Origin of the sequence: Streptococcus parasanguinis, assembly GCF_047465465.1 — a bacterium.
Taxonomy (GTDB): Bacteria; Bacillota; Bacilli; order Lactobacillales; family Streptococcaceae; genus Streptococcus; species Streptococcus parasanguinis_AI.
Map to the genome: position 1 here is coordinate 52,763 of NZ_JASGZU010000006.1, position 24,036 is coordinate 76,798.

Annotated in this window: 24 protein-coding genes and 2 pseudogenes; 9 read left to right on the forward strand and 17 right to left on the reverse strand. The window is 41.9% G+C overall.

Annotated features, from left to right (window positions below):
• Window positions 1-68: 68 nt before the first annotated feature.
• The 13 genes and pseudogenes from nagA to QM351_RS09585 form a co-directional block, all read right to left on the reverse strand.
• Window positions 69-1,226: an N-acetylglucosamine-6-phosphate deacetylase gene (gene nagA, locus QM351_RS09525; RefSeq protein WP_414327256.1), complete on the reverse strand. Its 1,158-nt coding sequence runs from the start codon at window positions 1,224-1,226 to the stop codon at window positions 69-71.
• Between the two features lie 152 nt (window positions 1,227-1,378).
• Window positions 1,379-3,010: a Na/Pi cotransporter family protein gene (locus QM351_RS09530; RefSeq protein ID WP_414327257.1), complete on the reverse strand. Its 1,632-nt coding sequence runs from the start codon at window positions 3,008-3,010 to the stop codon at window positions 1,379-1,381.
• A 179-nt stretch (window positions 3,011-3,189) separates the two neighbouring features.
• Complete coding sequence (gene rbfA / locus QM351_RS09535) at window positions 3,190-3,540, reverse strand: 30S ribosome-binding factor RbfA (protein WP_003003976.1); 351 nt, start codon at window positions 3,538-3,540, stop codon at window positions 3,190-3,192.
• A 73-nt stretch (window positions 3,541-3,613) separates the two neighbouring features.
• Window positions 3,614-5,815 (reverse strand): annotated as a pseudogene (gene infB / locus QM351_RS09540) (translation initiation factor IF-2); the annotation flags it as partial.
• A gap of 420 nt (window positions 5,816-6,235) precedes the next feature.
• A pseudogene (locus tag QM351_RS09545) lies at window positions 6,236-6,328 on the reverse strand (translation initiation factor IF-2 N-terminal domain-containing protein); the annotation flags it as partial.
• A gap of 16 nt (window positions 6,329-6,344) precedes the next feature.
• On the reverse strand, window positions 6,345-6,644 hold the full coding sequence (locus QM351_RS09550) for a YlxQ-related RNA-binding protein (RefSeq protein WP_003010399.1): 300 nt from the start codon (window positions 6,642-6,644) through the stop codon (window positions 6,345-6,347).
• Window positions 6,637-6,933 (reverse strand): RNase P modulator RnpM, encoded by a 297-nt coding sequence (gene rnpM / locus QM351_RS09555; protein ID WP_003010401.1) that lies wholly within the window; start codon window positions 6,931-6,933, stop codon window positions 6,637-6,639. The genes QM351_RS09550 and rnpM overlap by 8 nt, the downstream gene beginning before the upstream one ends.
• Before the next feature lie 14 nt (window positions 6,934-6,947).
• A complete protein-coding gene (gene nusA / locus QM351_RS09560) occupies window positions 6,948-8,090 on the reverse strand; it encodes a transcription termination factor NusA (protein WP_003010402.1) in 1,143 nt (380 codons plus the stop codon).
• 44 nt (window positions 8,091-8,134) lie between these two features.
• Complete coding sequence (rimP, locus tag QM351_RS09565; RefSeq protein WP_003003953.1) at window positions 8,135-8,614, reverse strand: ribosome maturation factor RimP; 480 nt, start codon at window positions 8,612-8,614, stop codon at window positions 8,135-8,137.
• Between the two features lie 97 nt (window positions 8,615-8,711).
• Window positions 8,712-9,347 (reverse strand): tRNA (guanosine(46)-N7)-methyltransferase TrmB, encoded by a 636-nt coding sequence (gene trmB / locus QM351_RS09570; protein WP_023920251.1) that lies wholly within the window; start codon window positions 9,345-9,347, stop codon window positions 8,712-8,714.
• Window positions 9,344-10,138: a cell cycle regulator CcrZ gene (gene ccrZ / locus QM351_RS09575; protein ID WP_023920250.1), complete on the reverse strand. Its 795-nt coding sequence runs from the start codon at window positions 10,136-10,138 to the stop codon at window positions 9,344-9,346. Before ccrZ ends, trmB begins: the two co-directional genes overlap by 4 nt.
• 40 nt (window positions 10,139-10,178) lie before the next feature.
• The gene (locus tag QM351_RS09580) at window positions 10,179-11,234 is read right to left on the reverse strand and encodes an ABC transporter permease (RefSeq protein WP_414327258.1); all 1,056 of its coding nucleotides are present in this window, start codon (window positions 11,232-11,234) and stop codon (window positions 10,179-10,181) included.
• Window positions 11,231-11,962, reverse strand: a complete 732-nt coding sequence (locus QM351_RS09585; RefSeq protein ID WP_024056396.1) for an ABC transporter ATP-binding protein — start codon at window positions 11,960-11,962, stop codon at window positions 11,231-11,233. The genes QM351_RS09580 and QM351_RS09585 overlap by 4 nt, the downstream gene beginning before the upstream one ends.
• A 67-nt stretch (window positions 11,963-12,029) precedes the next feature.
• Here QM351_RS09585 and QM351_RS09590 point away from each other — a divergent pair, with 67 nt between their 5' ends.
• Complete coding sequence (locus tag QM351_RS09590; protein WP_003012582.1) at window positions 12,030-12,443, forward strand: HIT family protein; 414 nt, start codon at window positions 12,030-12,032, stop codon at window positions 12,441-12,443.
• 12 nt (window positions 12,444-12,455) lie between these two features.
• Entirely contained in the window at window positions 12,456-12,746 is a 291-nt protein-coding gene (locus tag QM351_RS09595; protein ID WP_414327259.1) for a hypothetical protein, read from the forward strand.
• 21 nt (window positions 12,747-12,767) lie between these two features.
• On the opposite strand, the gene brpA is transcribed toward QM351_RS09595, so the two are convergent.
• The 4 genes from brpA to QM351_RS09615 form a co-directional block, all read right to left on the reverse strand.
• Window positions 12,768-13,961, reverse strand: a complete 1,194-nt coding sequence (gene brpA / locus QM351_RS09600) for a biofilm formation/cell division transcriptional regulator BrpA (RefSeq protein WP_031575211.1) — start codon at window positions 13,959-13,961, stop codon at window positions 12,768-12,770.
• A 13-nt stretch (window positions 13,962-13,974) separates the two neighbouring features.
• Window positions 13,975-14,505 (reverse strand): N-acetyltransferase family protein, encoded by a 531-nt coding sequence (locus tag QM351_RS09605; protein WP_414327260.1) that lies wholly within the window; start codon window positions 14,503-14,505, stop codon window positions 13,975-13,977.
• On the reverse strand, window positions 14,498-14,953 hold the full coding sequence (gene tsaE / locus QM351_RS09610; RefSeq protein WP_031575203.1) for a tRNA (adenosine(37)-N6)-threonylcarbamoyltransferase complex ATPase subunit type 1 TsaE: 456 nt from the start codon (window positions 14,951-14,953) through the stop codon (window positions 14,498-14,500). Before tsaE ends, QM351_RS09605 begins: the two co-directional genes overlap by 8 nt.
• A 381-nt stretch (window positions 14,954-15,334) precedes the next feature.
• Window positions 15,335-16,756: an NCS2 family permease gene (locus QM351_RS09615; protein WP_414327261.1), complete on the reverse strand. Its 1,422-nt coding sequence runs from the start codon at window positions 16,754-16,756 to the stop codon at window positions 15,335-15,337.
• Window positions 16,757-16,931: 175 nt separating this feature from the next.
• Between QM351_RS09615 and QM351_RS09620 the strand changes: the two genes are divergently transcribed.
• The 7 genes from QM351_RS09620 to serS all read left to right on the forward strand — a co-directional run bounded on the left by QM351_RS09620 (window position 16,932) and on the right by serS (window position 24,027).
• The gene (locus QM351_RS09620) at window positions 16,932-17,744 is read left to right on the forward strand and encodes a Cof-type HAD-IIB family hydrolase (protein ID WP_414327262.1); all 813 of its coding nucleotides are present in this window, start codon (window positions 16,932-16,934) and stop codon (window positions 17,742-17,744) included.
• A 190-nt stretch (window positions 17,745-17,934) separates the two neighbouring features.
• Window positions 17,935-18,957 carry an alcohol dehydrogenase AdhP gene (gene adhP, locus QM351_RS09625; RefSeq protein WP_045760245.1) on the forward strand — a complete coding sequence of 341 codons (1,023 nt, stop codon included), beginning with the start codon at window positions 17,935-17,937 and terminating at the stop codon, window positions 18,955-18,957.
• Window positions 18,958-19,332: 375 nt separating this feature from the next.
• The gene (locus tag QM351_RS09630; RefSeq protein WP_003010431.1) at window positions 19,333-20,322 is read left to right on the forward strand and encodes a PTS sugar transporter subunit IIB; all 990 of its coding nucleotides are present in this window, start codon (window positions 19,333-19,335) and stop codon (window positions 20,320-20,322) included.
• A 27-nt stretch (window positions 20,323-20,349) separates the two neighbouring features.
• Entirely contained in the window at window positions 20,350-21,153 is an 804-nt protein-coding gene (locus tag QM351_RS09635) for a PTS mannose/fructose/sorbose transporter subunit IIC (RefSeq protein ID WP_048789380.1), read from the forward strand.
• An 18-nt stretch (window positions 21,154-21,171) separates the two neighbouring features.
• Window positions 21,172-22,083, forward strand: coding sequence for a PTS system mannose/fructose/sorbose family transporter subunit IID (locus QM351_RS09640; protein WP_031575187.1), 912 nt, complete (start codon window positions 21,172-21,174; stop codon window positions 22,081-22,083).
• Window positions 22,084-22,163: 80 nt separating this feature from the next.
• A complete protein-coding gene (locus tag QM351_RS09645; protein ID WP_201037390.1) occupies window positions 22,164-22,532 on the forward strand; it encodes a DUF956 family protein in 369 nt (122 codons plus the stop codon).
• Window positions 22,533-22,749: 217 nt separating this feature from the next.
• Window positions 22,750-24,027, forward strand: a complete 1,278-nt coding sequence (serS, locus tag QM351_RS09650) for a serine--tRNA ligase (protein WP_003018473.1) — start codon at window positions 22,750-22,752, stop codon at window positions 24,025-24,027.
• Window positions 24,028-24,036 lie beyond the last annotated feature (9 nt).

A 24,036-nucleotide genomic window follows, 5' to 3' on the forward strand; every position in this document is an offset into this window, starting at 1 on the left:
ATGAATACATCACAAAAACCTCTCTAGGTATGACCTAGAGAGGTTTGTTCTATCTTCGATTCTTGAATCTAGTTCATAGCTTGGTAACGTTTGACCCCATCGAGATAGGTCGCCACCAGATCCAAATTTTGATCAAGCACAATGAAGTCCGCATCATAACCTTCTCGAATTTGACCACAAACATCATCAATATGGACTGATTTTGCCGGATTGAGACTAGCCATCATCACTGCTTCGTAAGGGTTGGCAATCCCCCACTCTACAACATTTTTTAATCCATCTTTCAATTTCAAGATTGAGCCAGCCAGATTACCAGTTGATTTCAAGCGAGCAGTCCCTTCAGCGACCACGACTGGAAACTCCCCAAGCATGTAGTCCCCATCTTCTAATCCCCCAGCTGTCATACAGTCCGTAATCAAGGCAACATTTTCTTTTCCTTTTTGTTTCATCAGGATATCACAAGCTAGCGGATCAACGTGATGACCATCACAGATCAACTCTGCTGTAGTATGAGGCAACTCATACATAGCTCCAACCATACCGAGTTCACGGTGAGTCAAACCACGCATACCATTATAGGCATGCACCCAGACACTCGCACCTGCATCAACCGCCTTTTTAGCTTCTTCAAAAGTAGCATTGGAGTGTCCCAGGGCGACTGTCACTCCTTCTCCTGTAATGGTTCGAACAAAGTCTTCTACCCCTTCACGCTCAGGAGCAAGGGCAATCTTATTCAACAGACCATTAGCCGCTTTTTGCCAAGCACGGAATTCTTCCATACTTGGATCTTTCATATAAGCTGGATTTTGAGCTCCCTTGTATTTTTCTGTAAAATAAGGTCCTTCAAAATAAATACCGCGAATCTTAGCGCCTGTTGCTTCTTTGTATCGTGCACCAATATTTTCAGTTACCGCCAAAAGTTGTTCGTAAGAGGAAGTCAAAGTCGTAGGCAAAAAGCTTGTGACCCCGGTACTCAAGAGACCTTCACTCATGGTATGGAGAGTGCCTTCGATATTATTATCCATAACATCTACTCCACCAAAACCGTGAATATGGGTATCCACCAAGCCCGGAGCAATACTGTAACCTGAATAATCCAGTACATCTGCTCCTTCTGGTAAGCTTTCCACATGTTTTCCAAACTTGCCATTGACGAGCTCCAAATAACCTCCACGGCGAACCCCATGTGGGTAATAAAATTGATCTGCTTTAATATATGTAGACATAAAATCGTCCTTTCCATTGTAGGAACTGTGTTCCATTTATATTCATACATATTATAACGCTTTCACTTCCATTTGTAAATGGTCTAGACCTATTTTTAGATAGAATCGTATAAAAACAGAGCAAGCTTCCTACTTACTCTGTTTGACATTCATTAAATTTGCTCGATTTGTACTTTTTCAGCTAGATTCATGGCATGGTCTGCAACACGTGTATAGTGAGAAATGATATCAATAAAGTTCACTCCGGCTTGTGGCGTACATTCACCTTGGTTCAACCGACGAATATGAGTTTTCCGAAGTCTTTTCTCCAATTTTTCAATTGCCTCGTGACGTGCTACTAGTTGATTTGCAAGACTCACATCATTGTTCTCGATAGATTTCAAAGCATCCTCTACAAATTGATGGGTTTGGTTGTAAATATCTTCCAATTCGGCCAAGGCTGATTCTGAAAAAACGACTTTCTTACGAATTAAATAATCGGTTAGATTAATTAAGGCTTCCGCATGATCTCCAATCCGCTCCAAATCCCGAGAAGAATCTAAGATATTGGTGAGAACTTCACTTTCTCTCGGACTCAAGGCTTCACTTGACAAACGAATCAAGTAGCGAGTCAAATCATCATCAATGGTATTGATGGCTTCTTCTGTCTTATGGCCCTTTTCAGCTGTTTTCTCATTTTGATGAAGAATATAATCATAAGAGAGGCTAAAGGCTTTATCTGCATACCCACCTAAATGAAGCAACTCTTTTTTCGCATTCCCAAGAGCAATCGAAGGCGCTTGAGTGATCAAGTTTTCATCCAAGTAGAGCGGTTCATATTTGACAACCTCATCCTCACCAGGAATCAGCTTGGTCACAAAGTAAGCCAAAGCTCCAATGAATGGGAATTGAATAATGGTGTTGGTCACGTTGAAGGCACCGTGAGAAAAAGCAATCGTCATTTCCGGAGACAAATGCAAGAGGCCTTGGAAGTATTCAATCATGGCTGTAAAAGGTGTCAGCAAGATCAAACAAAGGATTGTTCCGATCAAGTTAAAGAGCACGTGGGTTGCTGCAACACGCTTGGCAGAAACATTGGCCCCCATAGCTGCAATAATAACCGTCAAGGTTGTTCCAATATTATCCCCAAAAAGGATAGGAAGCGAACCACGAAGATCTAAGAAACCACCTGAATACAAACCTTGTAGGATCCCAATGGTAGCTGAAGAAGCTTGAATCAAAACGGTGATGATGGCTCCCGCTAAAACACCAAGAATTGGATTTTTCCCTAGGGTGATCATATACTGACTAAATTCTGGCAATTCTTTTAAAGGGCTCATTCCCGCACTAATCAGGTTTAAAGCGTAGAAAATTCCTCCAACCCCAAAGAGAATCCGACCAATATTATTAGCCATTCGATTCTTGGTAAAGAAAAGTAAGACCGTTCCAAGAAACATAATTGGAAGGGCATAAGTACCCAGTTTAAACCCAATAATGAATGAGGTGACCGTAGTCCCAATATTAGCTCCCATGATGATTCCAATGGCTTGGCGCAGGGTCAAGAGCCCCGCACTGACCAGACCAACGGTAATCACCGTTACCCCAGTACTAGACTGAATGAGGGCTGTCACAACAATCCCTACTAAGACTCCAAGGAAAGGATTGCTTGTATATTTATCAATATAATAGCGAAGACGGTCCCCTGCAGCTTGTTGCAGTCCTTCTCCCATGGTTTTAATACTATAGAGAAAGAGACCCAACCCTCCCAAAAAGTTAAACAATATTTCCTGCCAGTTAATGGACATGATCATTCCTCCAAATATGAGATCAAAAATAAAACTCCTCTCCTATTGTAAAGGATAATTTCCAATCACACAAGAGATTTCTGTAAATTTCTATTATTTTTCGAAACCGTTTTTTTCTATCTGTTTTATTTTCCTCGTTTTAAGAGCCAAAAAAAGAGGGTGGAAAATTTCCAACCTCTCTAGTCCTTGTTCAAATTGCGTAACATCTCATCGATCTTGTTACCGTATTCGATAGACTCGTCTTTGACAAAAGTAAGATCCGGAATCTTGTACAGTTTCAAATTCCGACCTAATTCACGCTTGATGGTTCCTGTTGCTTTTTCAAGGCCTGTCTGAGCCTTTTGATTGTCTGAAGCCAAATCACTCATAATTGAATAATACACTTTGGCCATAGACAAATCACCTAGCATTTGAACATCCGTAATAGTAACGCCTTGAACACGCGGGTCACGGACTTTCTTTTGTAAAATCTCATTGACTTCACGCTTGATTTCCATCCCTACTCGATCTGTCCGAAAATGACTTGCCATAGGAACTCCTTTCTGCTTTGTGTTTAAAAACTAGGAAATCAGAGAAAACTCCTCTTTTTTCCTAGTCAGCCTCTTATTTTTTAATTTCTTCCATGATGTAGGCTTCGATGGTATCATCTGTCTTGATATCATTGTAGCCTTCAATCATCAATCCACCTTCACGACCATTTGTCACTTCTTTGACATCATCTTTGAAGTGTTTCAAGCTTGCAAGAGCACCGTCATAGATCACGACACCGTCACGAATGACACGAACCTTGGAATCACGAGTGACCTTACCACTGAGGACCATAAATCCACCGATAGTCCCCACTTTAGAGACTTTAAAGGTTTCACGAATAACCGCTTCCCCGATAATTTTCTCTTCAAACTCAGGATCCAACATTCCCTTCATGGCATCTTCCATTTCCTCGATCACCTTGTAAATGATTGAGTGAAGACGGATTTCCACCTCATCAGCTTCAGCTTGTTGACGAGCTTGTGGCGTAGGGCGGACGTTAAATCCAACGATAAAGGCATTAGATGCTTCCGCAAGAGTGACATCTGATTCATTAATAGCACCAACTGCTGAGTGAACAATGGTCACTTTCACACCTTCCACTTCAATCTTTTGAAGGGAAGCAGCAAGGGCTTCAACCGAACCTTGTACATCTGCCTTGATAATAACATTAACAGATTTCACTTCCCCAGCCTTCAAGGTATCAAAGAGGTTTTCAAGGCTGACACGGTTGGTTGCTTGACGTTGTTTCATCAGCGCACGTTTGGCACGTTCTTCACCCGCTGCACGCGCAGATTTTTCATCTTCATAAACCGCAAAGTGGTCACCCGCCATTGGCGCTTCGTTCAAACCAGTGATAGAAACTGGAGTAGATGGTCCAGCTACTTTCACACGACGGCCAAGGTCATTGGTCATGGCACGGACACGTCCAAAGGTATTTCCGACAACGATTGGGTCTTGGACATTCAAGGTACCTTGTTGAACAAGGAGGGTTGCCACCGCACCTTTTCCTTTATCCAAACGGGCTTCGATAACGGTACCGATCGCACGAACAGTTGGATCTGCCTTGAGTTCTTGGATTTCAGCCACAAGAAGGACTGTTTCCAACAACTCATCGATGTTTTGGTTAAACTTAGCTGAGATTTCTACAAACTCAGAATCGCCACCCCAGGCAGTTGACATAACCCCATGCTCTGCCAATTCACCGATCACACGCTCTGGATTAGCGCCTGGTTTATCAATCTTGTTAATGGCCACAATGATTGGAACATTGGCAGCTTTTGAGTGGTTGATGGCTTCGATTGTTTGAGGCATCACCCCGTCATCTGCCGCTACGACCAAGATGGTAATATCGGTAACAGATGCACCACGTGCCCGCATAGAGGTAAAGGCCGCGTGTCCAGGTGTATCCAAGAAGGTAATTTTCTTGCCATTTTCAACGATTTGGTAGGCACCGATGTGCTGAGTGATCCCACCGGCTTCTCCTGTCGCAACCCGTGAGTTACGAAGGGTATCCAAAAGGGTTGTCTTACCATGGTCAACGTGTCCCATGATAGTGACAACTGGTGGACGTTCTACTAACTCATCTTCGTTGAGATAACCATCTTCCACGAAGAAACGTTCAATATCGGCATTGTCCACTTCAACCTTTTTCTTGGCTTCAATTCCATAATCCACTAACAGAAGTTCAATGGTATCGCCATCCAAGGATTGGTTTTGCGTCGCCATGACTCCCATCATAAAGAGTTTCTTGACGATTTCAGCCGGTTCACGTTTAATGCGTTTTGCGATTTCTGCAACCGTCATTCCATCCGTATACTCAAATTCACTTGGTAATTCATGGAATTTACGCTCTGTTACTGGTTTTGGAGCATCATTGCGGTTGTTCTTTCCTTTTTTATTTTTCTTATTGTTATTCCAGTTACTATTTTTCTGATTTCTCACTTGATTTTGACTATTTCGATTCCTTTGTTGTTTTCTTGGACCATCTTCTTCACGATCAAAATCATCGCGTTTCTTATCTGGTCGCGCTTGTTTCTTCCGACGTGTATCAACTTGAGCTGGAGCAGCAGCTACAGCTGGTTTTGTATGGTTCTCAACAGCCGGTTCCTGTACAGGTACCTTCACTTCTGGTGCTTCTACACGTTTCCGGCGCTGTTGACGTTCTTGTTCTGCTTTTGCAGCTTGTTGTTTGTAGCGATTTTCACTTCCACGTGCGTACTCGGCATTTTGTTCAGCTTTCAGTGCTGTTGCACGCGCTTTGAAATCAATTTTTGGTGCTACTTGGGGTTGAGCATTACGTCTTTGATCTGGTCTATTATTTCGACGATCTGTACTTTGATTTCGTTGTTCATTTCGCTCTTGTGGTCGTTGATTTCGGTTATCACCATAACGCTGATTGTCTTTGCGATCGCGTTTTGGACGATTGTCTTGTTGTTTTCTACGCTCAGCCTGCTCTTTTGCACGCGCTTCTCGTTCCGCTTTAAAGTTACGACTCTTTGGTTTAGCAGCTGGTGTTACTGATTTTGTCTCAGTTGCCTCTTCTTTCTTTACAGGCGCTGCTTCTTTTTTCTCTGCGACAGCCGTTGTCTTGGCAGCCACTTCTGCTACTTTCTTTTCGACTGTTTCTTTTTTCGCTGCAAAGCTCTTGACCAGCTTTTCAGCAACATCAGTATCGACACTAGATGCATGACTCTTGACGTCAAAACCTAATTCTTTCGCACGAGTGACGACTTCTTTACTTTCCTTGCCCAATTCTTTGGCAATTTCGTATAATCTTTTCTTAGACAATTGCTGTCCTCCTCTTCTATTCCATAAGAGACCTCATTTTCTTTGAAAATCCAGCATCTACAACAGCGACGACCTTCCGGGCACGTCCAATTGCAGTGCTTAATTCTAGTGTTGAAAACACGGTAGATACTTGAACCTCATAATAGTGACCCTTATCTGTCACCTTTTTTGTCAGGTTACTAGCTGCATCGTTTGCCAGAAAAACTAATTTTGCTTTTTCTTCCTGGATTGCTTTGATCACGAGTTCTTCTCCAGAAATGAGTTTTCCTGCTCTTTGCGCCAAGCCTAACAAATTACTTATCTTTTGCTTATTCAAGGCCTAACTCTCTTCTCTTCACCTTATGATCTACATAAGCGATCAATTCATCATAGAAAGCTTCTTCCACTTCCATATTAAAGCTACGATTGAAAACTTTCTTTTTCTTAGCAAGTGCCGCTTCTTCATTGTCTAGCTTGATGTAAGCACCTCGACCATTGGCTTTGCCAGTTGGATCGATAAAGACTTGTCCTTCTTTATTTTTGACAATGCGGAGCAAATCGCGCTTATCAATAATTTCATTTGAAACGACAGATTTTCTTAAAGGGATTTTTCTTGTTTTTACCATTTTCCCTCCCTCTCTTAATCGACTTGCTCTTCGCCACTTTCTACTTGGTCTTCAAAAGTTTCTTGAGCTGCTTCCATTTCTTCAAACTCACTAGCAGATTTGATATCGATGCGGTAACCAGTCAAATGAGCCGCTAAACGAACGTTTTGACCACGACGACCGATGGCAAGAGATAATTTGTTGTCTGGAACCACAACGAGAGCATGTTTGCTATCTTCATCATCAAAAATAACTTGGTCCACTTCTGCAGGAGCGATCGCATTGTAGATGAATTCAGCTGGATCTGGAACCCATTCAATGACATCGATGTTTTCTTCTGTCGGAACCATACGGTCTAATTTTTGATCGTATCGAGCTGGGTGGAACTTGCTGGTAATCTTTTTAATATTCGATCCACCACGACCAACGATAGTCCCAATCGCATCTACGTTTGGATTATGGCTACGAACCGCAACTTTTGTACGATCTCCAGCTTCACGCGCTACACTCATAATCTCAACAGTTCCATCATAGACTTCAGGAATTTCTTGTTCCATCAAACGTTTGATCATTTCAGGGTGGCTTCGACTAACAAAGACATTGACACCACGTGGATTATCTTCTACCTTGTAGACAAAGACTTCAATCCGGTCATGAGATTGGAACACTTCTCCTGGAATTTGATCTTGCTTAGACAATTGAGCTTCGATCGAACCAAGATTGACATAGATAAAACGATTGTCAAAGCGCTCCACCGTTCCACTCATGATTTCATTTTCATGTTCTTTATAAGTGTTATAGGTGATGGTGCGCGTTTGCTTACGCATTTTTTCCATGATCGTTTGTTTGGCAGATTGAGCTGCTACACGACCAAATTCAGCTGGTGCTTCTTCAAACTTGATCTTATCCCCCAACTCATAAGCAGAGCTAATGGCCAAGGCATCCTTCAAGCTGATTTCTAAACGGCTATCAAAGACTTCATCCACCACTTCACGAACCGTATAAACACGGAAATCTCCAGTTTTTTCATTGAATTCAATCGCTGCACTTTCTGATTGTCCATAACGACGGCGATAAGCTGAACGCAATGATTCTGTGACGGCTTCGATGATATCTTCTTTTTTGATCCCTTTGTCTTCTTCCAAAATGCGGAAGGCTTCTAGCATTTCTTTACTCATGTTTTTCTTGCCTTTACTATAAAGGCATCCTTTCTTTCATTCTGTTACAATTTTACAGCCAACCTTGCTTTGGACACAAGGTTATAAGGAATATCCACTGTTTTCTTTCGTGTTTTATCCATATACTCAATGGTCAAAACATCCTCTTCAAAACCTACCAAGTTTCCCTCAAAAACCTTTTGCTTTTCCACAGCCTTATACAAGCTGATATTGACATACTTGCCAACAGCTCCCTCGAGTGCTTCCTTGGTTTTCAAAGGTCTCTCCAAGCCAGGACTGGTGACTTCTAAAAAGTACTGTTCTGGAAATGGATCTGGTTTGATTTGATCCAATAGCGGGCTAATGATTTCTGTCAAATCCGCTGTATCATTCAGTGTGATTCCTTCTGGTTTGTCTACGAAAATACTTAAGACGTAGTCACCACCCATTTTGCCATATTCAACATCGACCAATTCAAATGGTTCCTTTATAGCTGGCTGAATCACTTCTGTTACTAAGTCAACAATCGTTGCGATGGTTGCCACCTCCTCATAGATAAGAGGCGAAGATATTTCCCCGCCTCTCCTTTTCTATTCATTTAAGGTATTATAACACGATTCCCCAATGATTGCAAGGAATATGCTAAAACTGTGCTTCTACACGGTAAATGACCTGTCCTTTACTTGAGAACTTCTTCTCATATTCCGTCATGACATTCCCCTCAAAATCACTAGCATGAAGGTCCAACCAGACTCCCTTCAAAGTCATTCCATATTGCGAAAAGCTCACCAAACTGTATTCAAACAAACCTCGGTTGTCTGTTTTAAAGTGAATCTCCCCATGTTCTGGAAGAATTTGTTTAAAGGTGTCTAGGAAGGTCTTGTAAGTCAAGCGACGTTTTTCATGACGTTTCTTTGGCCATGGATCTGAAAAATTCAGATAGAGTTGATCAATTTCACCATCTTCAAAATAGTTGGTCAAGCTATCCCCATCTACCCAAAGCAATTTAATGTTAGGAACATCAGCTTCTAAGACCTTATCTAAAGCATAGCTCAAGACCGATTTTTGAATATCAATTCCGATGTAGTTGATCTCTGGATTGGCCTTAGCCATCCCAGTAATAAAGGCTCCTTTTCCACTTCCCACTTCAATATGGATGGGGTGGTCATTTCCGAAAATCCCATGCCATTTTCCCTTAGCATCTTCTGGATTTAGGACCACATATTGTGGATTGGCTTCTAGTAATTCTGTCGCTCCTTTACGATTTCTAACTCTCATATTTCCTTTCCATATTTCAACCGGAAATTGCGCAGAGCATAGATCTCGCGATTGACATTTTCTAAATCATTATTTTCATAGTATTTAGCAATTTGCCACAAGAAGGAGTATTGACCAAACCAATAGAGTTTATCAAACACCTTTTGGTTGTACTTGTAACCATAATAACCTAACCAATCGCGCCAATTGGAATCTGGAATATAGTGACTCAAGATATGCGCCACATCCAACATCCTGTCAGTTAAACGAACGGAATCCCAATCGACTAGATAAATCAAGCCGCTCTCTGTCTCAATCCAGTTACTATGACGGACATCCCCATGGACGATCGTCGCATAATCCTCCCGAAAGGCTGGCACTGTCTTCCGTAAATTCTTTACGACTGATTGGATGTAGTGGTTCTGACGTAGGGCAATTGGCAACCGGTTACTCCAAGAATTGAGTAACTCTAAAGGAGATTCCACAGGATACCCAAGTTTCTTTAATTGGGTCATCAAAGGTCTAGAACGGTGCAATCTCGTTAAAATATTGACCACTTGTTTTTTTGACATTCCATTTGGCGTGAGAATCTCCCCATTCAACCATTCTTGGGCACTCATCACATTTCCATCTGGCAAACGTCGACTCCATAACAATTGAGGAGCAATCTGTTCTTTTGCTAGACCCGCAAGGATTGGGGTCGTATTCATTTTTACAAAAACGCGCCCACCATCTGGGTAGGTCCCCATGTAGGCCTTCCCACTCTTCCCAGGAATTGGGGTGAGGCTTAGCTCTTTTTCATTCGAGTCCATCTTTTCCTCCGTAAAAAGTTTCCAATCTATTTTACTAATTTTAACGACTTTCGTCAACCAAGCGCGCCATTTTAAATGGAAGATAGAGCAGGGTTAAAGCAACTGTATAAGCTAATAAGCCTAGTAACAGGACTTTATCTGATATAAAGACCAGGCCAATTCCCCCTTCTATCACCGTTATCATCCCCATGACCAGCTGAATCGTTTTATTTAACCCTGCCTTTTTACTGCCCCTTTTCATCGGGAAAAGAAGGGTCAACGGTTGGTAATCAAAAGCACTGTAAAGCCCCAGTAATTGAAAAATAACCAAGTAATTGAGCAAGGCTACAAGGGCAATCACTACGAGAGGCTGGGGAATAAAGATGATAGCGAGAAGGGAAAGAGCCAAGAGTCGTAGAGTCATAGAGAAAAGATCTCCATTCCGTAGGAAGGAGCGCATATATAAGTGCAGCCACGTATTGCCATGTGTTTTGGGAAGAAGCCCTAAGAAACCATCCAAGTAAGCTCTTCTTTTAACACTGTTGGTAATGCCTTTCACCGTTGTAAACAAGGCAAAGAAACGAAGAATCAATTGTTTCCTTGCATTCTCACGAGCAATGGCCAAGGTCCAATTCAAATTTCCATCCTGGTAGAAACGCGCTTCCTTCCAGCTAAAAACAGCCCCTTTAACCACCCCTAAGACAAGGATATAGGCTACAATAGCAAGGTTACCCAGCCCCGTTGCCAGAAGAAGAGGCACAAATAATAGAAGGACAAAACTTTGAATCAAAAACCAAAACACAAAAGACTTCTTGGCCTGCCCTTTGATATAACGTTTCACTTCCTCTTCCTTTACTAAAAGGAATAAAGCATCGGGCTTCTCTAAGTAGGTCGCAATGGAGCCTATCGGAACCAAGAGGAGCAAGCCAATCATGAGACTCCAGCGGATCAGGCTTGTATCTTTGGGTAAATCTTGCAAGAATTGGCTGTATTGAACCGCCAAAAATCCTATGAAAATCAGCATAAAGAGGACGAAATGATCATTGAGAACATAGCGGCTATATTTTACACATTGAGTTCGAAACGTTTCTTGCCGTTTTTTCATCAACTCTTTCATGCTGTTTCCTCTTCTGTCAAGGTCATGTAGATATCATTTAGACTTGCTTTCTCATCCCCAAAAGTTGAGCGCAGCTCGTCCAAGGTCCCTTTTGCTCGGATCTGACCCTTATGTAGGATCACAAAACCATCACACATCTTTTCAGCCGAATCCAGAACGTGGGTACTCATCAAAATCGATTTTCCTTTTGCTTTCTCATCGGCCAATAACTGAATCAAATCTGCAATCGCAACAGGATCCAATCCCAAAAAGGGTTCATCGACAATATAAAGACTTGGATCCACTGCATAGGCACAAATAATCATGACCTTTTGCTTCATCCCTTTTGAAAACTGGGTCGGGAACCAATCTAATTTTTCAGCCAAACGGAATCGTTCCAACAAAGGCTGGACGCGCACCATGACCTGATCCATGTCTAAATCATAGGCCATAGCTACGGTCTCGATATGCTCTCTCAGGGTTAATTCTTCATATAGGCTAGGGGTTTCTGGAATATAGCCGATTTTTTTACGATAGTCAGTTGGAGCTTCTTGAAGACTCAAGCCGTCAATCCGTACTTCCCCAGCATAAGGATGCAGGAGACCAATAATTTCATTAATCGTGGTTGACTTCCCAGCTCCATTTAGTCCAATCAAACCAATCAGTTGGCCATCCGGAACTGAAAAACTCACCTCTTTCAGGACAGGGATGTTGACATAGCCCCCTGTCAACTTGTTGATTTCTAACATATTTTCTCCGATTTCTGGTATAATGTTCTTATATTATAACAAAATTTAGTCTAAATGAGGTGTATTTATGGTTGACGATTGTATTTTTTGTAAGATTATAGCTGGCGACATTCCTTCCTCCAAAGTCTATGAGGACGAGGAAGTCCTCGCATTTTTGGACATCTCTCAGGTTACACCAGGTCATACGTTAGTGGTTCCAAAAAAACACGCTCGCAACCTCTTAGAGATGGACGAAACAGCCACAGCTCAACTATTTGCACGTGTTTCTAAAGTTGCTAAAAAAGTAGAAGCTGCTACCCAAGCTAAGGGAATGAATATCATCAGCAACATGGAAGAGGTTTCTGGACAAACCGTTTTTCACACACATGTCCACATTATCCCTCGCTATTCCGATCAAGATGAGCTTGCCATTTCATTTACTGAACACGAGCCTAATTTTGAACAACTAGCAGTTCTCGCAGAAACCATCAAAAACAGTTAAAAAGGAGGCCATATGAAACTCAAAAATCTCTTTTGGTTTGCAACAGGAGCTAGCGTTAGCTACCACCTAGTAAAAAACCGCAAAGAAATCAAAACAGAGGTGACTGAATCCAGCCAATTGATCAAGGGAATTCAAGATAACCTAGCAAAAATCCAACGCAATCTGGATATTATCCAAGACCAAAAGACCAATCTTCAAGAATTGGTAACGGATTTCCAATACAAGACCAAACTATTTAGTCAACAAGCAACAGCCTCTCTAAAAGAAATTCAAGACATCTGGCAACCAAGTAAAAACGATTGAGAAAACTCAATCGTTTTTTTCTTATTCTGAAGGTACCGTAGGTGTCACACTGCTCGACTCTGTAGCTGCAGGAGCAACTGGTGTCACTGGTGCAACAGAACTTTGAGGCGTCACCACTCCCGTATCCTGGGTCGATGGTACAACTGGTAGTTGGTTAAACTCTTGGTAAACAGGTGCTTCCTCAGATGAGGCCGCTGGCGTATCATTTTGAGAAGAAGTATTCTTCAACTCTTCATCTCCATCTAATAGGTAAGCATTGGTTTTCAATGTTTTGATTTCTTTCAGCCCCAAAGCTTTGCGGATGATATTTTGAATTTTCAAGAGATGTTTTGAAGTGACAATCTGATAACTTCCGCCATCTGCTAAGGTGGCATCTTCTCCTTTCAGCTGGTACTGATGAATCGTTGAAAGGGCGTCTTTATACCCTAGCAATTGAAGAAGACTATTACTGTCAAGCGCTATGTTGGTTTGCATATTGTCACTAACAGACTCAATGATTCCTTTGTAGTGACTCAAACTATTGAGGCTTAAAACTTTCTCAACAATCTTTTTGATCACTTCACGTTGGCGTTTTTGACGTCCATAGTCTCCTTCTGGGTCTTGGTAGCGCATGCGTGAATAAACGAGAGCTTGGTCCCCATTAATCTCCTGACGTCCTGGTGCGATCTTAGCCGTATATTCTGGCTCATTTTCCTCGATCGAGATATCGAAGTCAAATGGATTGTTAACCGTGATACCACCAACCTTATCCACTAATTGAACCAATCCCTTCATATTGATCATGACATAGCGGTCAATATGGATATTCAAAAGATCTTGAATGGTCTTAATGGCTAACTTGGCACCACCTTGAGCATAAGCCGAATTCAATTTTGCTTGGACCGTTTCGCCATCTGAAGTAATATTGGTTAGGATATCTCTTTCCAAGCTCGTCATGGTTGTTTCTTTTGTTTGAGGATTGACAGTCACCAAAATCATGGTATCACTATTGCCGGCCCAAGGATCTTCCCGAGAACCGCTACCTGTATCAACCCCCATCAAAAGGATAGTCATCGGCTTGTTTTCTGCAATGACATTGGTCTCATTTCCAAAGCCTTTATAGGTCTTACTGAGAGTCCCAGTCGTTTGGTTTAGGATGGTAAGGCCATAGGCCCCAATCCCAATCACTGTTACCGTCAATAAGCTCAAAAACATCAAAATAATTTTTTTAACCATTTAGAATCTCTCTCTAATCTATCAGTTTCCCCATAAGGTAAACATCTAAGAATTCTCCTTCAGCTGAACAAGCTCCACGAGCTTGACAACCTTCGATCTCAAAACCTAACTTTTTATACAGGTGAACTGCTCGTTCATTGCGCACTTGGACATTCAAGACTAGTTTCCTAAGAACACCCGTCGAGTGCGCCCACTCAATTCCTTCTTCCAACAAGATCTGTCCAAGTCCTTGATTCCAATAAGTTTTTCGAACCACAATAAAGACATCACCAATATGCCGAACAGACCGTTGAGAAGCTGCAGTGATATTTAACGAAGCTGCCAGTTCCTGATCTAGAAATAGCAAGAGGCAAATCCGATTTTCCGCCATTTCTTGCACCATTAGAAATTGCTCCATGTCTGCTGGAGACATGCCAATTCCAGCTTCATCTAGCGTCATGTAATCTGACTCTTTCCCAACTTGATTTAAGAAATCAACGACAAGAGCCGCGTCTGCACTTTCAGCTTGCCGAATTTCTACTGTCACTTCCTTTTCCTTAGTCATCGGTTTTTTCCACCTGCTCAAAGGATGCCAGTAAAGCTTCTGCACGCGCTCCATGAGCTTCAAAAGCTAACTCTCGACCATCTTCTAATTTTCGGATAAAAATTTTTAGATAAGCATCCGAGAGACTCGGCTCAATCAGCTCTCCCCATTCAATAATGGTAGCACCATCTCCAAATAGGAAATCATCTAAATCAATAGAATCTGGATCATTCCCAATCCGGTAAACATCCAAATGGTATAAAGGCAAGCGGCCTTCGTATTCACGAACAATGGTATAGGTCGGGCTTTTAATCATCTGATCAATCCCTAACCCCTTTGCAATTCCTTTGGTAAAGGTCGTTTTTCCTGCTCCTAGATCACCTGATAAGATAATCACGTCTTGCTTTTCTAAGAGTTTTCCTAGCTGTTTTCCTAGAGCGATCAGCTCCGTTTCATTATGACTAATCATTTCTCTATTATACCAAACTTTTTAAAAATCTGCTCTTTCTTTTAGAAATTGTTCGACTCAGGATTGCTTTTTAGATAGATGGTCAAACTATTTTAAAGTAAAATAAGTTAAGTGATTCTGCAAAAAAATAAATTTGAGTTCCAATTTTTAAATCGATTTAAGAAAATACTGAAACTTTCCGCTGTGAGAAAAGTGCCTGAAACAATAATGTTTCAGGCACTCGGAATTATTGAGACCTTAGGCTCAATAATTAGTCATGGAACTTCAAAGAAGTTCGCTGACGTCCGTACTCACCTAAGGAATGTTTTTGGTATAACTTTGTCTTCAATCTGAAAGGAATGGGAAACCACTCCCATTCCTTTTTAAATATTTCCCTGATAACTAATTCAAGGCCATGCTAACGTAGTTTAAAATAAAGAGAACATCTAGGATCCAAATCATGCTGTGCACTTCTTTGGCTTGTCCTTTAACCACTTTCACCAAGCTATAGGTGATAAATCCGGCAGCGATCCCTTGTGTAATCGAGTAGCTGAAGCCCATAAAGATAGAGGTGAAGAAAGCAGGAACTGCTTCTGACATATCTTCCCAATGGATATTTTTCAAGCCACTCAACATCATGATCCCAACAACAATCAAAATTGGTGCTGTAGCAGCGGTCGGTACAATCGCTAGCAATGGACTAAAGAGACTTGAAATAGCAAAACAGATCGCTACAACCAAGGCTGTCAAACCAGTGCGTCCACCAGCTCCAATACCAGCTGCAGATTCAACATAGGTCGTTACGTTTGAAGTTCCTGCAATAGCTCCGACTGAAGTCGCTACAAGGTCTGAATAGAGGGCCTTATCTAATTTCGCTGATTGATGGTTTTCCCCATTCGTCGCAACAATCCCAACTTTTTCACCCGTACCGATCAAAGTTCCAATTGTATCAAAAATATCGGTCAAGGAGAAGGCTAAGATTGCCATTAAGGTTTCAGGCAAACGAGACGTATTGGAAATCAACGAACCCAATCCTTTCGATCCTAAAGCTTGACCAAAGATCGTGCCTAAATCATTAAAGGCAGCTCCTAGATGGTTACTTGCAAAGTCGATTTTACTGATATCAACAACATGGATTAGAATTCCAAGAACCGTCGTTGCTAAGATGGAAAGGATAATCCCTCCCTTAATCCCTTTGACAACAAAGAAAATGGTAATCGCAAGACCAACAAGAGCCAAGAGGACGGCTGGATTGTTAAAATCAACCAAACCAGGAACAGCAGATGCATTGGCTGAGATCGTTGCATTCGCCTTATCTGCTCCTTCTCCGAGCACTGTATAGGTATGAGGGTCAATCGTAAATTTCAAAAATCCTGCATTCTTAATCCCAACATAGGCCAAGAAAATCCCAATCCCCGCTGAAATAGCCGAGCGTAGGGCTGTCGGAATCGATTCGATGATCATCTTCCGAACATTTGTCAATGTGATGATCAATGAAATCACACCACAAATGAAGACCATTCCCAAAGCTTCCTTCCATGAGTAGCCCATACCAAATACCACGGTAAAGGTAAAGAAGGCATTCAAGCCCATTCCTGGTGCTTGTGCATACGGTAAATTGGCATAAAAAGCCATCATCAAGGTTCCGACAACAGATCCAATAATCGTTGCAAGAAAGACCCCTTGAGCTGGCATACCTGTTTGTGACAACATTTGCGGATTTACAAAGAGGATATAACTCATCGCAAAAAAGGTTGTCAGACCAGCAAGAACCTCTGTCCGAACAGTGGTTCCATGTTCTGAAAGTTTAAAAAACTTATCCATTTCAGAATAAACTCCTTTTTCATCATTCTCGTTCCCAATCAATTTGCGAACGTTATTTCTATTTTACCAAAAGATCTTTCGCCTTTCAAGAAATCCTACTTCTCTTCTCGATTTTTGAGCGCTTTTCCGATTTTTCTGATATAATGGTCTCATTCTTCTCGAAAGGAACTGAAATATGCATAAAAAGATGATCGCTCTAGATCTAGACGGCACTCTCTTAAATTCCGAAAGCAAATTGAGCGACTTTACCATTGATACGATTAAAAAAATTAGTGCTCTTGGCCATAAAGTTATTATTACAACAGGCCGCCCCTACCGTATGGCGCACACCTATTACAAACAGCTAGAGCTAGATACTCCGATGATCAATTTTAACGGCTCCCTAACGCATCTCCCTGAGAAAAAATGGGCGGATGAACAATGTTTGACTTTAGATAAAAAATACCTGTTAGATATGGTCGCTAACCGAGACACCATCCAAGCGGACTTTATAGCAGGCGAATACCGCAATAAATTCTTTATTACCGATCCAAATGAGCACGTTGCAGACCCTAAATTATTCGGTATTGAATCTTTCCAACCAGAAAATCAATTCAATCCCGAGCGGGTAACGAGCGACCCAAACTGTATCCTCTTTCAAACGAAAGCGGAAGACAAATATGCTCTGGCAGATGAAATGAATCGGCATTATGACTACAATCTGTCTATCAATACTTGGGGTGGTCCCTTAAATATTCTGGAATGCAATCCCAAAAATGTGACCAAAGCATCTGCTCTGACCTACCTTCTAGATAAACTCAATATGGATCAGAAGGATTTGATTGCCTTTGGAGACGAGCACAACGATACCGACATGCTAGCTCTCGCTGGTCATGGATTCGCCATGAAAAATGCTAGCTCCGTCCTTCTCCCTTACGCGGATTCCGTCACAGATTTCACAAATAACGAAGATGGTGTCGCGCGCCAACTCATTCAATTATTCTTATAAAACTAACAGACATGAGTTATCCCCTCATGTCTTTTTCTGCGCCAAATCCTTAATCGGTTAATCAATACCTCCCTTTTTTTCCATTTTTTTCATTGCCTTGTCATCTAGTTTGTGATATTATTAACATAGTTATTAAAGAAGCGCTTTCAAAAATTCTAAACCGCTTCTCGTTCACTTAAGGAGGAACAAAATGAAAGCTGTTGTTGTAAATCCAGAAGGTACTGGTGTTGAAATCGTTGCAAACAAAGACATGCGTCCACTTGAAACAGGGGAAGCACTTGTTCAAATCGAATACTGTGGTGTCTGCCACACTGACTTGCACGTTGCTCACGGGGACTTCGGTAAAGTTCCAGGCCGTGTTCTTGGACACGAAGGAATCGGTATTGTTAAAGAAGTTGCTCCAGATGTCAAGAGCCTAAAAGTTGGGGATCGTGTCAGTGTCGCATGGTTCTTCGAAGGATGTGGAACTTGTGAATACTGTACAACTGGTCGCGAAACTCTTTGCCGTACTGTAAAAAATGCTGGTTACTCTGTTGATGGAGGAATGGCTGAACAATGTATCGTTACTGCAGATTACGCAGTGAAAGTACCTGAAGGATTAGATCCAGCCCAAGCTTCTTCTATTACCTGTGCAGGTGTTACAACTTACAAAGCTATCAAAGAAGCCAAAGCTGAACCAGGACAATGGATCGTTATCTATGGAGCTGGTGGACTAGGAAACTTGGCTGTTCAATATGCTAAGAAAGTCTTCAATGCACATGTCATCGCTGTCGATATCAACAATGATAAACTGGAATTAGCGAAAGAAGTTGGTGCAGACTTTGTCATAAACGGTCGCGAAGTCGAAGATGTCCCAGGATTGATCCAAGAAAAAACAAATGGTGGAGCTCACTCTGCTGTCGTAACAGCTGTTTCTAAAGTAGCTTTCAACCAAGCAGTAGATTCTGTTCGTGCAGGTGGCCGCGTGGTCGCAGTTGGTCTTCCTTCTGAAATGATGGACCTCAGCATTGTGAAAACTGTATTAGATGGTATCCAAGTCATTGGTTCTCTTGTAGGAACTCGTAAAGACTTGGAAGAAGCTTTCCAATTTGGTGCAGAAGGCTTGGTCGTCCCTGTCGTTCAAAAACGTCCAGTAGAAGATGCTGTCAAAGTCTTTGACGAAATGGAAGCTGGAACCATTCAAGGACGTATGGTACTTGACTTTACAAACTAAACAACTGAACCTACCGGACTAGCCCAACTGGGCTAGTCTTTTTTAGTGCATCCAATCACTCTATTTTACAATTTATTATATATTTATTTTTTATTTTTGCGGATATAGATCGATTGTTGGAATATTCTTATTGAAATTCAAATCCTATGAAACCTACATATCATTGCTTTCTTCTGCCATCATCAACTAATAAACAAGAGCCATTCAAGAGCATTCTTTTTCTATCTAACGATAATTTAATATAATAAATCAATGTTTTTACATCGAGATTTTGATAGAAAAATTGACTTAAGTGTGGAAACGATTTATAATAAAGTAGCTTAAAGTTTTCTTAAACTGAAAGTCAAACAAATTTTATAAGGAGGAATGTCAATAATGAGTATTGGTATCATTATTGCTAGCCACGGTGAATTTGCAGCTGGAATCCACCAATCCGGCTCGATGATCTTTGGGGATCAAGAGAAAGTTCAAGTGGTTACGTTCATGCCAAGTGAAGGCCCGGATGATCTCTATGCTAAATTTAATGCAGCTGTTGCCGCATTTGATGCAGAAGATGAAGTCTTGGTTTTGGCTGACCTTTGGAGTGGTTCTCCATTTAACCAAGCAAGTCGCGTCATGGGAGAAAATCCAGATCGTAAATTTGCGATCATCACAGGATTGAACCTTCCGATGTTGATTCAAGCTTATACAGAACGTTTGATGGATGCAAATGCCGGCGTTGATCAAGTCGCTGCAAACATCATCAAGGAAGCAAAAGACGGTGTCAAAGCCCTTCCAGAAGAATTGAATCCTGTTGAAGAAGCTAGTACAGCCGCTGCTGCTCCTGTAGCCCAAGCTGCTATTCCAGAAGGAACGGTTATCGGAGATGGAAAACTCAAGATCAACCTTGCCCGCTTAGATACACGTCTTCTTCATGGACAAGTCGCAACTGCTTGGACACCTGATTCAAAAGCCGATCGGATCATTGTTGCTTCAGATTCTGTTGCCAAAGATGAACTCCGTAAGGAATTGATCAAACAAGCGGCACCAAATGGTGTGAAAGCAAACGTTGTCCCAATTCAAAAATTGATCGACGTTGCAAAAGATCCACGTTTTGGAAATACCCATGCTTTGATCTTATTTGAAACACCCCAAGATGCTCTTCGCGCCATCGAAGGTGGTGTTCCGATTAAAACCTTGAACGTTGGTTCAATGGCCCACTCAACTGGTAAAACCATGGTGAACAATGTGTTGTCAATGGATAAAGATGACGTGGCTACATTTGAAAAAATGCGTGATCTTGGAGTAGAATTTGACGTCCGTAAAGTGCCAAATGACTCTAAGAAAGATTTGTTTGACTTAATTAACAAAGCTAACGTTCAATAATCGATTACTTACGAAAGGATTTTAAACATGTCTATTATTTCTATGGTATTAGTGGTCGTTGTTGCCTTCTTAGCAGGTCTTGAAGGTATCCTTGACCAATTCCAATTCCACCAACCCCTTGTTGCTTGTACCTTAATCGGTTTGGTAACAGGTAATTTGACTGCTGGCATTATGCTTGGTGGTTCACTTCAATTTATTGCACTTGGCTGGGCAAACATTGGTGCCGCAGTTGCACCCGATGCTGCCCTTGCATCTGTCGCTGCTGCCATCATCATGGTACTTGGGGGAGACTTCAGTACAAAAGGAATCGCTGTCGCTCAAGGTGTCGCTATTCCACTTGCAGTTGCTGGTCTTTTCTTGACCATGATCGTCCGTACCCTTTCCGTTGGTTTGGTTCACACTGCCGACGCTGCTGCTAGAAAAGGGGATATCAAAGGTGTAGAACGCGCTCACTTTGTGGCCCTTCTTCTTCAAGGTCTTCGTATCGCCATTCCTGCAGCCCTCTTGTTGATGATTCCTGCTGAAACTGTCAAAACTGCTCTTGAACAAATGCCAAAATGGCTCTCTGATGGAATGCAAATCGGTGGTGGTATGGTTGTAGCCGTTGGTTATGCCATGGTTATCAACATGATGGCGAGCCGTGAAGTATGGCCATTCTTTGCCATCGGTTTTGCTCTTGCAGCTGTTAGCCAATTGACCTTGATCGCCCTTGGAGCAATCGGTGTTGCTCTTGCCTTGATCTACCTTACTCTTTCTAAGAAAGGTGGCAATGGAGGTGGCGGAGCCGCTACTTCTAACGATCCAATTGGCGACATTCTCGAAGACTATTAAGAAAGGTGTGACACTATCATGACTGAAAAATTACAATTATCTAAATCAGATCGTCAAAAAGTTTGGTGGCGTTCAACCTTCTTGCAAGGTTCTTGGAACTATGAACGGATGCAAAACTTGGGTTGGGCATACTCATTGATCCCAGCTATCAAAAAACTCTACACAAAGAAAGAAGACCAAGCGGCTGCTCTTGAACGTCACATGGAATTCTTTAACACTCACCCATACGTTGCCGCTCCTATCATCGGGGTAACGCTTGCTCTTGAAGAAGAAAGAGCAAACGGTGCTGCGATTGATGATGCTGCCATCCAAGGGGTTAAAATTGGTATGATGGGTCCTTTGGCGGGTATCGGAGATCCAGTCTTCTGGTTTACAGTACGTCCTATCCTTGGTGCCCTTGGTGCATCACTTGCTGCGTCTGGTAATATCCTTGGTCCACTCATCTTCTTTATCGCATGGAATGCGATTCGTATGGCCTTCTTGTGGTACACGCAAGAGCTTGGCTACAAAGCAGGTTCTGAAATTACCAAAGATATGTCTGGTGGGATCTTGCAAGACATCACTAAAGGGGCTTCTATCCTTGGGATGTTCATCCTCGCTGTTTTGGTAGAACGTTGGGTATCTATTAAATTCGTCTTCAATGTTTCTTCTGTCAAATTAGACGATAAAGCTTATATCCACTGGGATAAACTTCCTGAAGGTTTCAAAGGAATTCAAGAAGCCTTCGCTCAAGTTGGTTCAGGCCTATCTCAAACACCTGAAAAAGTTACAACTTTCCAACAAAACTTGGATTCATTGATTCCTGGTTTGATGGGATTGCTTCTTACTTTTGCTTGTATGTGGTTGTTGAAGAAAAAAGTATCTCCAATCACTATCATCATCGCTCTCTTTGTAATCGGTGTATTAGCACACGTTGCTGGCTTGATGTAAGCAAAGATCAACTAAAAAGAAGGTTTCGGCCTTCTTTTTATTATGATATAATGGAGTGAACAGCAATACAGGAGGATCTCATGGCTCAATCATTGAATAAAACCGTTGAATTCCATACTACAGGGGTTTCTTACCTTGGAGTGGGGGGAAAGGTTGGAAAAATCCTAGTCGGGAATGCCGCTTTTGAATTTTATGCGGATGCAAATGTTGAAGACTACATCCAAATTCCCTGGCAAGAAATCGAGCGAATCGGAGCCAATGTATCCGGACGTAAAATTAGCCGCCATTTTGAAATCTATACCAGAGAATCAAAATTTCTCTTTGCTTCAAAAGACTCTGGAAAAATTTTAAAGATTGCTCGGGAACATCTAGGAAATGAGAAAATTGTCAAACTTCCTACGTTGATCCAAATCATCACGGCTAAAATTAAAAATCTATTTGCAAAATAGGATCTTTTCTTGTATAATAGACGCAAACGGATAAGTAAGTTAAGAGGTTCTTTCAGAAAGTCTGCGGTTGCTGCGAGCAGATAGAAATCTTAATTGAAATTCTACCGTTTCTTTAAAATACAATATCGAATCAAGTGCACACCTGTGAAGTTGGATGGAACCGTGGCTCTGCCACTCCAACACTCTAACAGGTGTGTTTTTTGTTAAAGGAGAAGCTATGTTAGATATTAAACGGATTCGTACAGACTTTGATGCGGTTGCTAAAAAATTGGCAACACGTGGCGTAGATGCAGCTATTTTGAATGAAATGAAAGAAATCGATGCCAAACGTCGAGATATCTTAGTCAAAGTAGAAAATCTCAAAGCAGAGCGTAACACTGTATCTGCTGAAATCGCACAAGCTAAGCGCAACAAGGAAAATGCAGATGATAAGATTGCTGCCATGCAAACCCTCTCTGCAGAGGTCAAAGCATTGGATACAGAATTGGCTGAAATCGATGCCAAATTAACTGAATTCACTACTACCCTTCCAAACATCCCTGCTGATAGTGTCCCTGTTGGAGCAGATGAGGATGACAACGTTGAGGTTCGCCGTTGGGGAACACCGCGCGAATTTGGCTTTGAACCAAAAGCTCACTGGGATTTAGGAGAAGACCTTGATATCCTTGACTGGGAACGCGGGGCTAAAGTCACTGGTGCTCGTTTCCTCTTCTACAAAGGACTTGGAGCTCGCTTAGAACGCGCTATCTACAACTTCATGTTGGACGAACATGGCAAGGAAGGCTACACTGAAGTCATCCCTCCTTACATGGTCAACCATGATTCTATGTTTGGTACTGGTCAGTATCCAAAATTCAAGGAAGACACTTTTGAACTTAGCGATACCAATTATGTCCTCATTCCAACAGCTGAAGTTCCTTTGACGAACTACTACCGCGATGAAATTCTTGATGGGAAAGACCTTCCAATCTACTTCACCGCTATGAGTCCATCTTTCCGTTCAGAAGCTGGTTCAGCTGGTCGTGATACTCGTGGCTTGATCCGTTTGCACCAATTCCATAAGGTTGAAATGGTGAAGTTTGCTAAACCAGAAGAATCATATGATGAATTGGAAAAAATGGTTGTCAATGCTGAAAATATCCTTCAAAAACTGAACCTTCCATACCGTGTAGTAGCTCTCTCAACGGGAGACATGGGCTTCTCAGCTGCCAAGACTTACGACTTAGAAGTATGGATTCCAGCGCAAAACACCTACCGTGAAATCTCAAGCTGTTCCAATACAGAAGATTTCCAAGCTCGCCGTGCGCAAATCCGCTACCGTGATGAAGCAGATGGCAAGGTAAAACTCCTTCACACTTTGAACGGTTCTGGATTGGCAGTCGGACGTACCGTCGCTGCTATTCTTGAAAACTACCAAAACGAAGACGGTTCTGTGACCATTCCAGAAGTCCTTCGCCCATACATGGGTGGTGCAGAAGTCATCGCACCAAAATAAAGTTTAAAA

Excerpts from the sequence above, each read along its gene's own strand:
- nagA (WP_414327256.1), bottom strand. The coding sequence starts at position 1,226 with ATGTCTACATATATTAAAGCAGATCAATTTTATTACCCACATGGGGTT.
- QM351_RS09530 (WP_414327257.1), bottom strand. The coding sequence starts at position 3,010 with ATGTCCATTAACTGGCAGGAAATATTGTTTAACTTTTTGGGAGGGTTG.
- rbfA (WP_003003976.1), bottom strand. The coding sequence starts at position 3,540 with ATGGCAAGTCATTTTCGGACAGATCGAGTAGGGATGGAAATCAAGCGT.
- rnpM (WP_003010401.1), bottom strand. The coding sequence starts at position 6,933 with ATGGTAAAAACAAGAAAAATCCCTTTAAGAAAATCTGTCGTTTCAAAT.
- nusA (WP_003010402.1), bottom strand. The coding sequence starts at position 8,090 with ATGAGTAAAGAAATGCTAGAAGCCTTCCGCATTTTGGAAGAAGACAAA.
- trmB (WP_023920251.1), bottom strand. The coding sequence starts at position 9,347 with ATGAGAGTTAGAAATCGTAAAGGAGCGACAGAATTACTAGAAGCCAAT.
- ccrZ (WP_023920250.1), bottom strand. The coding sequence starts at position 10,138 with ATGGACTCGAATGAAAAAGAGCTAAGCCTCACCCCAATTCCTGGGAAG.
- QM351_RS09580 (WP_414327258.1), bottom strand. The coding sequence starts at position 11,234 with ATGAAAGAGTTGATGAAAAAACGGCAAGAAACGTTTCGAACTCAATGT.
- QM351_RS09585 (WP_024056396.1), bottom strand. The coding sequence starts at position 11,962 with ATGTTAGAAATCAACAAGTTGACAGGGGGCTATGTCAACATCCCTGTC.
- QM351_RS09590 (WP_003012582.1), top strand. The coding sequence starts at position 12,030 with ATGGTTGACGATTGTATTTTTTGTAAGATTATAGCTGGCGACATTCCT.
- QM351_RS09595 (WP_414327259.1), top strand. The coding sequence starts at position 12,456 with ATGAAACTCAAAAATCTCTTTTGGTTTGCAACAGGAGCTAGCGTTAGC.
- brpA (WP_031575211.1), bottom strand. The coding sequence starts at position 13,961 with ATGGTTAAAAAAATTATTTTGATGTTTTTGAGCTTATTGACGGTAACA.
- QM351_RS09605 (WP_414327260.1), bottom strand. The coding sequence starts at position 14,505 with ATGACTAAGGAAAAGGAAGTGACAGTAGAAATTCGGCAAGCTGAAAGT.
- tsaE (WP_031575203.1), bottom strand. The coding sequence starts at position 14,953 with ATGATTAGTCATAATGAAACGGAGCTGATCGCTCTAGGAAAACAGCTA.
- QM351_RS09615 (WP_414327261.1), bottom strand. The coding sequence starts at position 16,756 with ATGGATAAGTTTTTTAAACTTTCAGAACATGGAACCACTGTTCGGACA.
- QM351_RS09620 (WP_414327262.1), top strand. The coding sequence starts at position 16,932 with ATGCATAAAAAGATGATCGCTCTAGATCTAGACGGCACTCTCTTAAAT.
- adhP (WP_045760245.1), top strand. The coding sequence starts at position 17,935 with ATGAAAGCTGTTGTTGTAAATCCAGAAGGTACTGGTGTTGAAATCGTT.
- QM351_RS09630 (WP_003010431.1), top strand. The coding sequence starts at position 19,333 with ATGAGTATTGGTATCATTATTGCTAGCCACGGTGAATTTGCAGCTGGA.
- QM351_RS09635 (WP_048789380.1), top strand. The coding sequence starts at position 20,350 with ATGTCTATTATTTCTATGGTATTAGTGGTCGTTGTTGCCTTCTTAGCA.
- QM351_RS09640 (WP_031575187.1), top strand. The coding sequence starts at position 21,172 with ATGACTGAAAAATTACAATTATCTAAATCAGATCGTCAAAAAGTTTGG.
- QM351_RS09645 (WP_201037390.1), top strand. The coding sequence starts at position 22,164 with ATGGCTCAATCATTGAATAAAACCGTTGAATTCCATACTACAGGGGTT.
- serS (WP_003018473.1), top strand. The coding sequence starts at position 22,750 with ATGTTAGATATTAAACGGATTCGTACAGACTTTGATGCGGTTGCTAAA.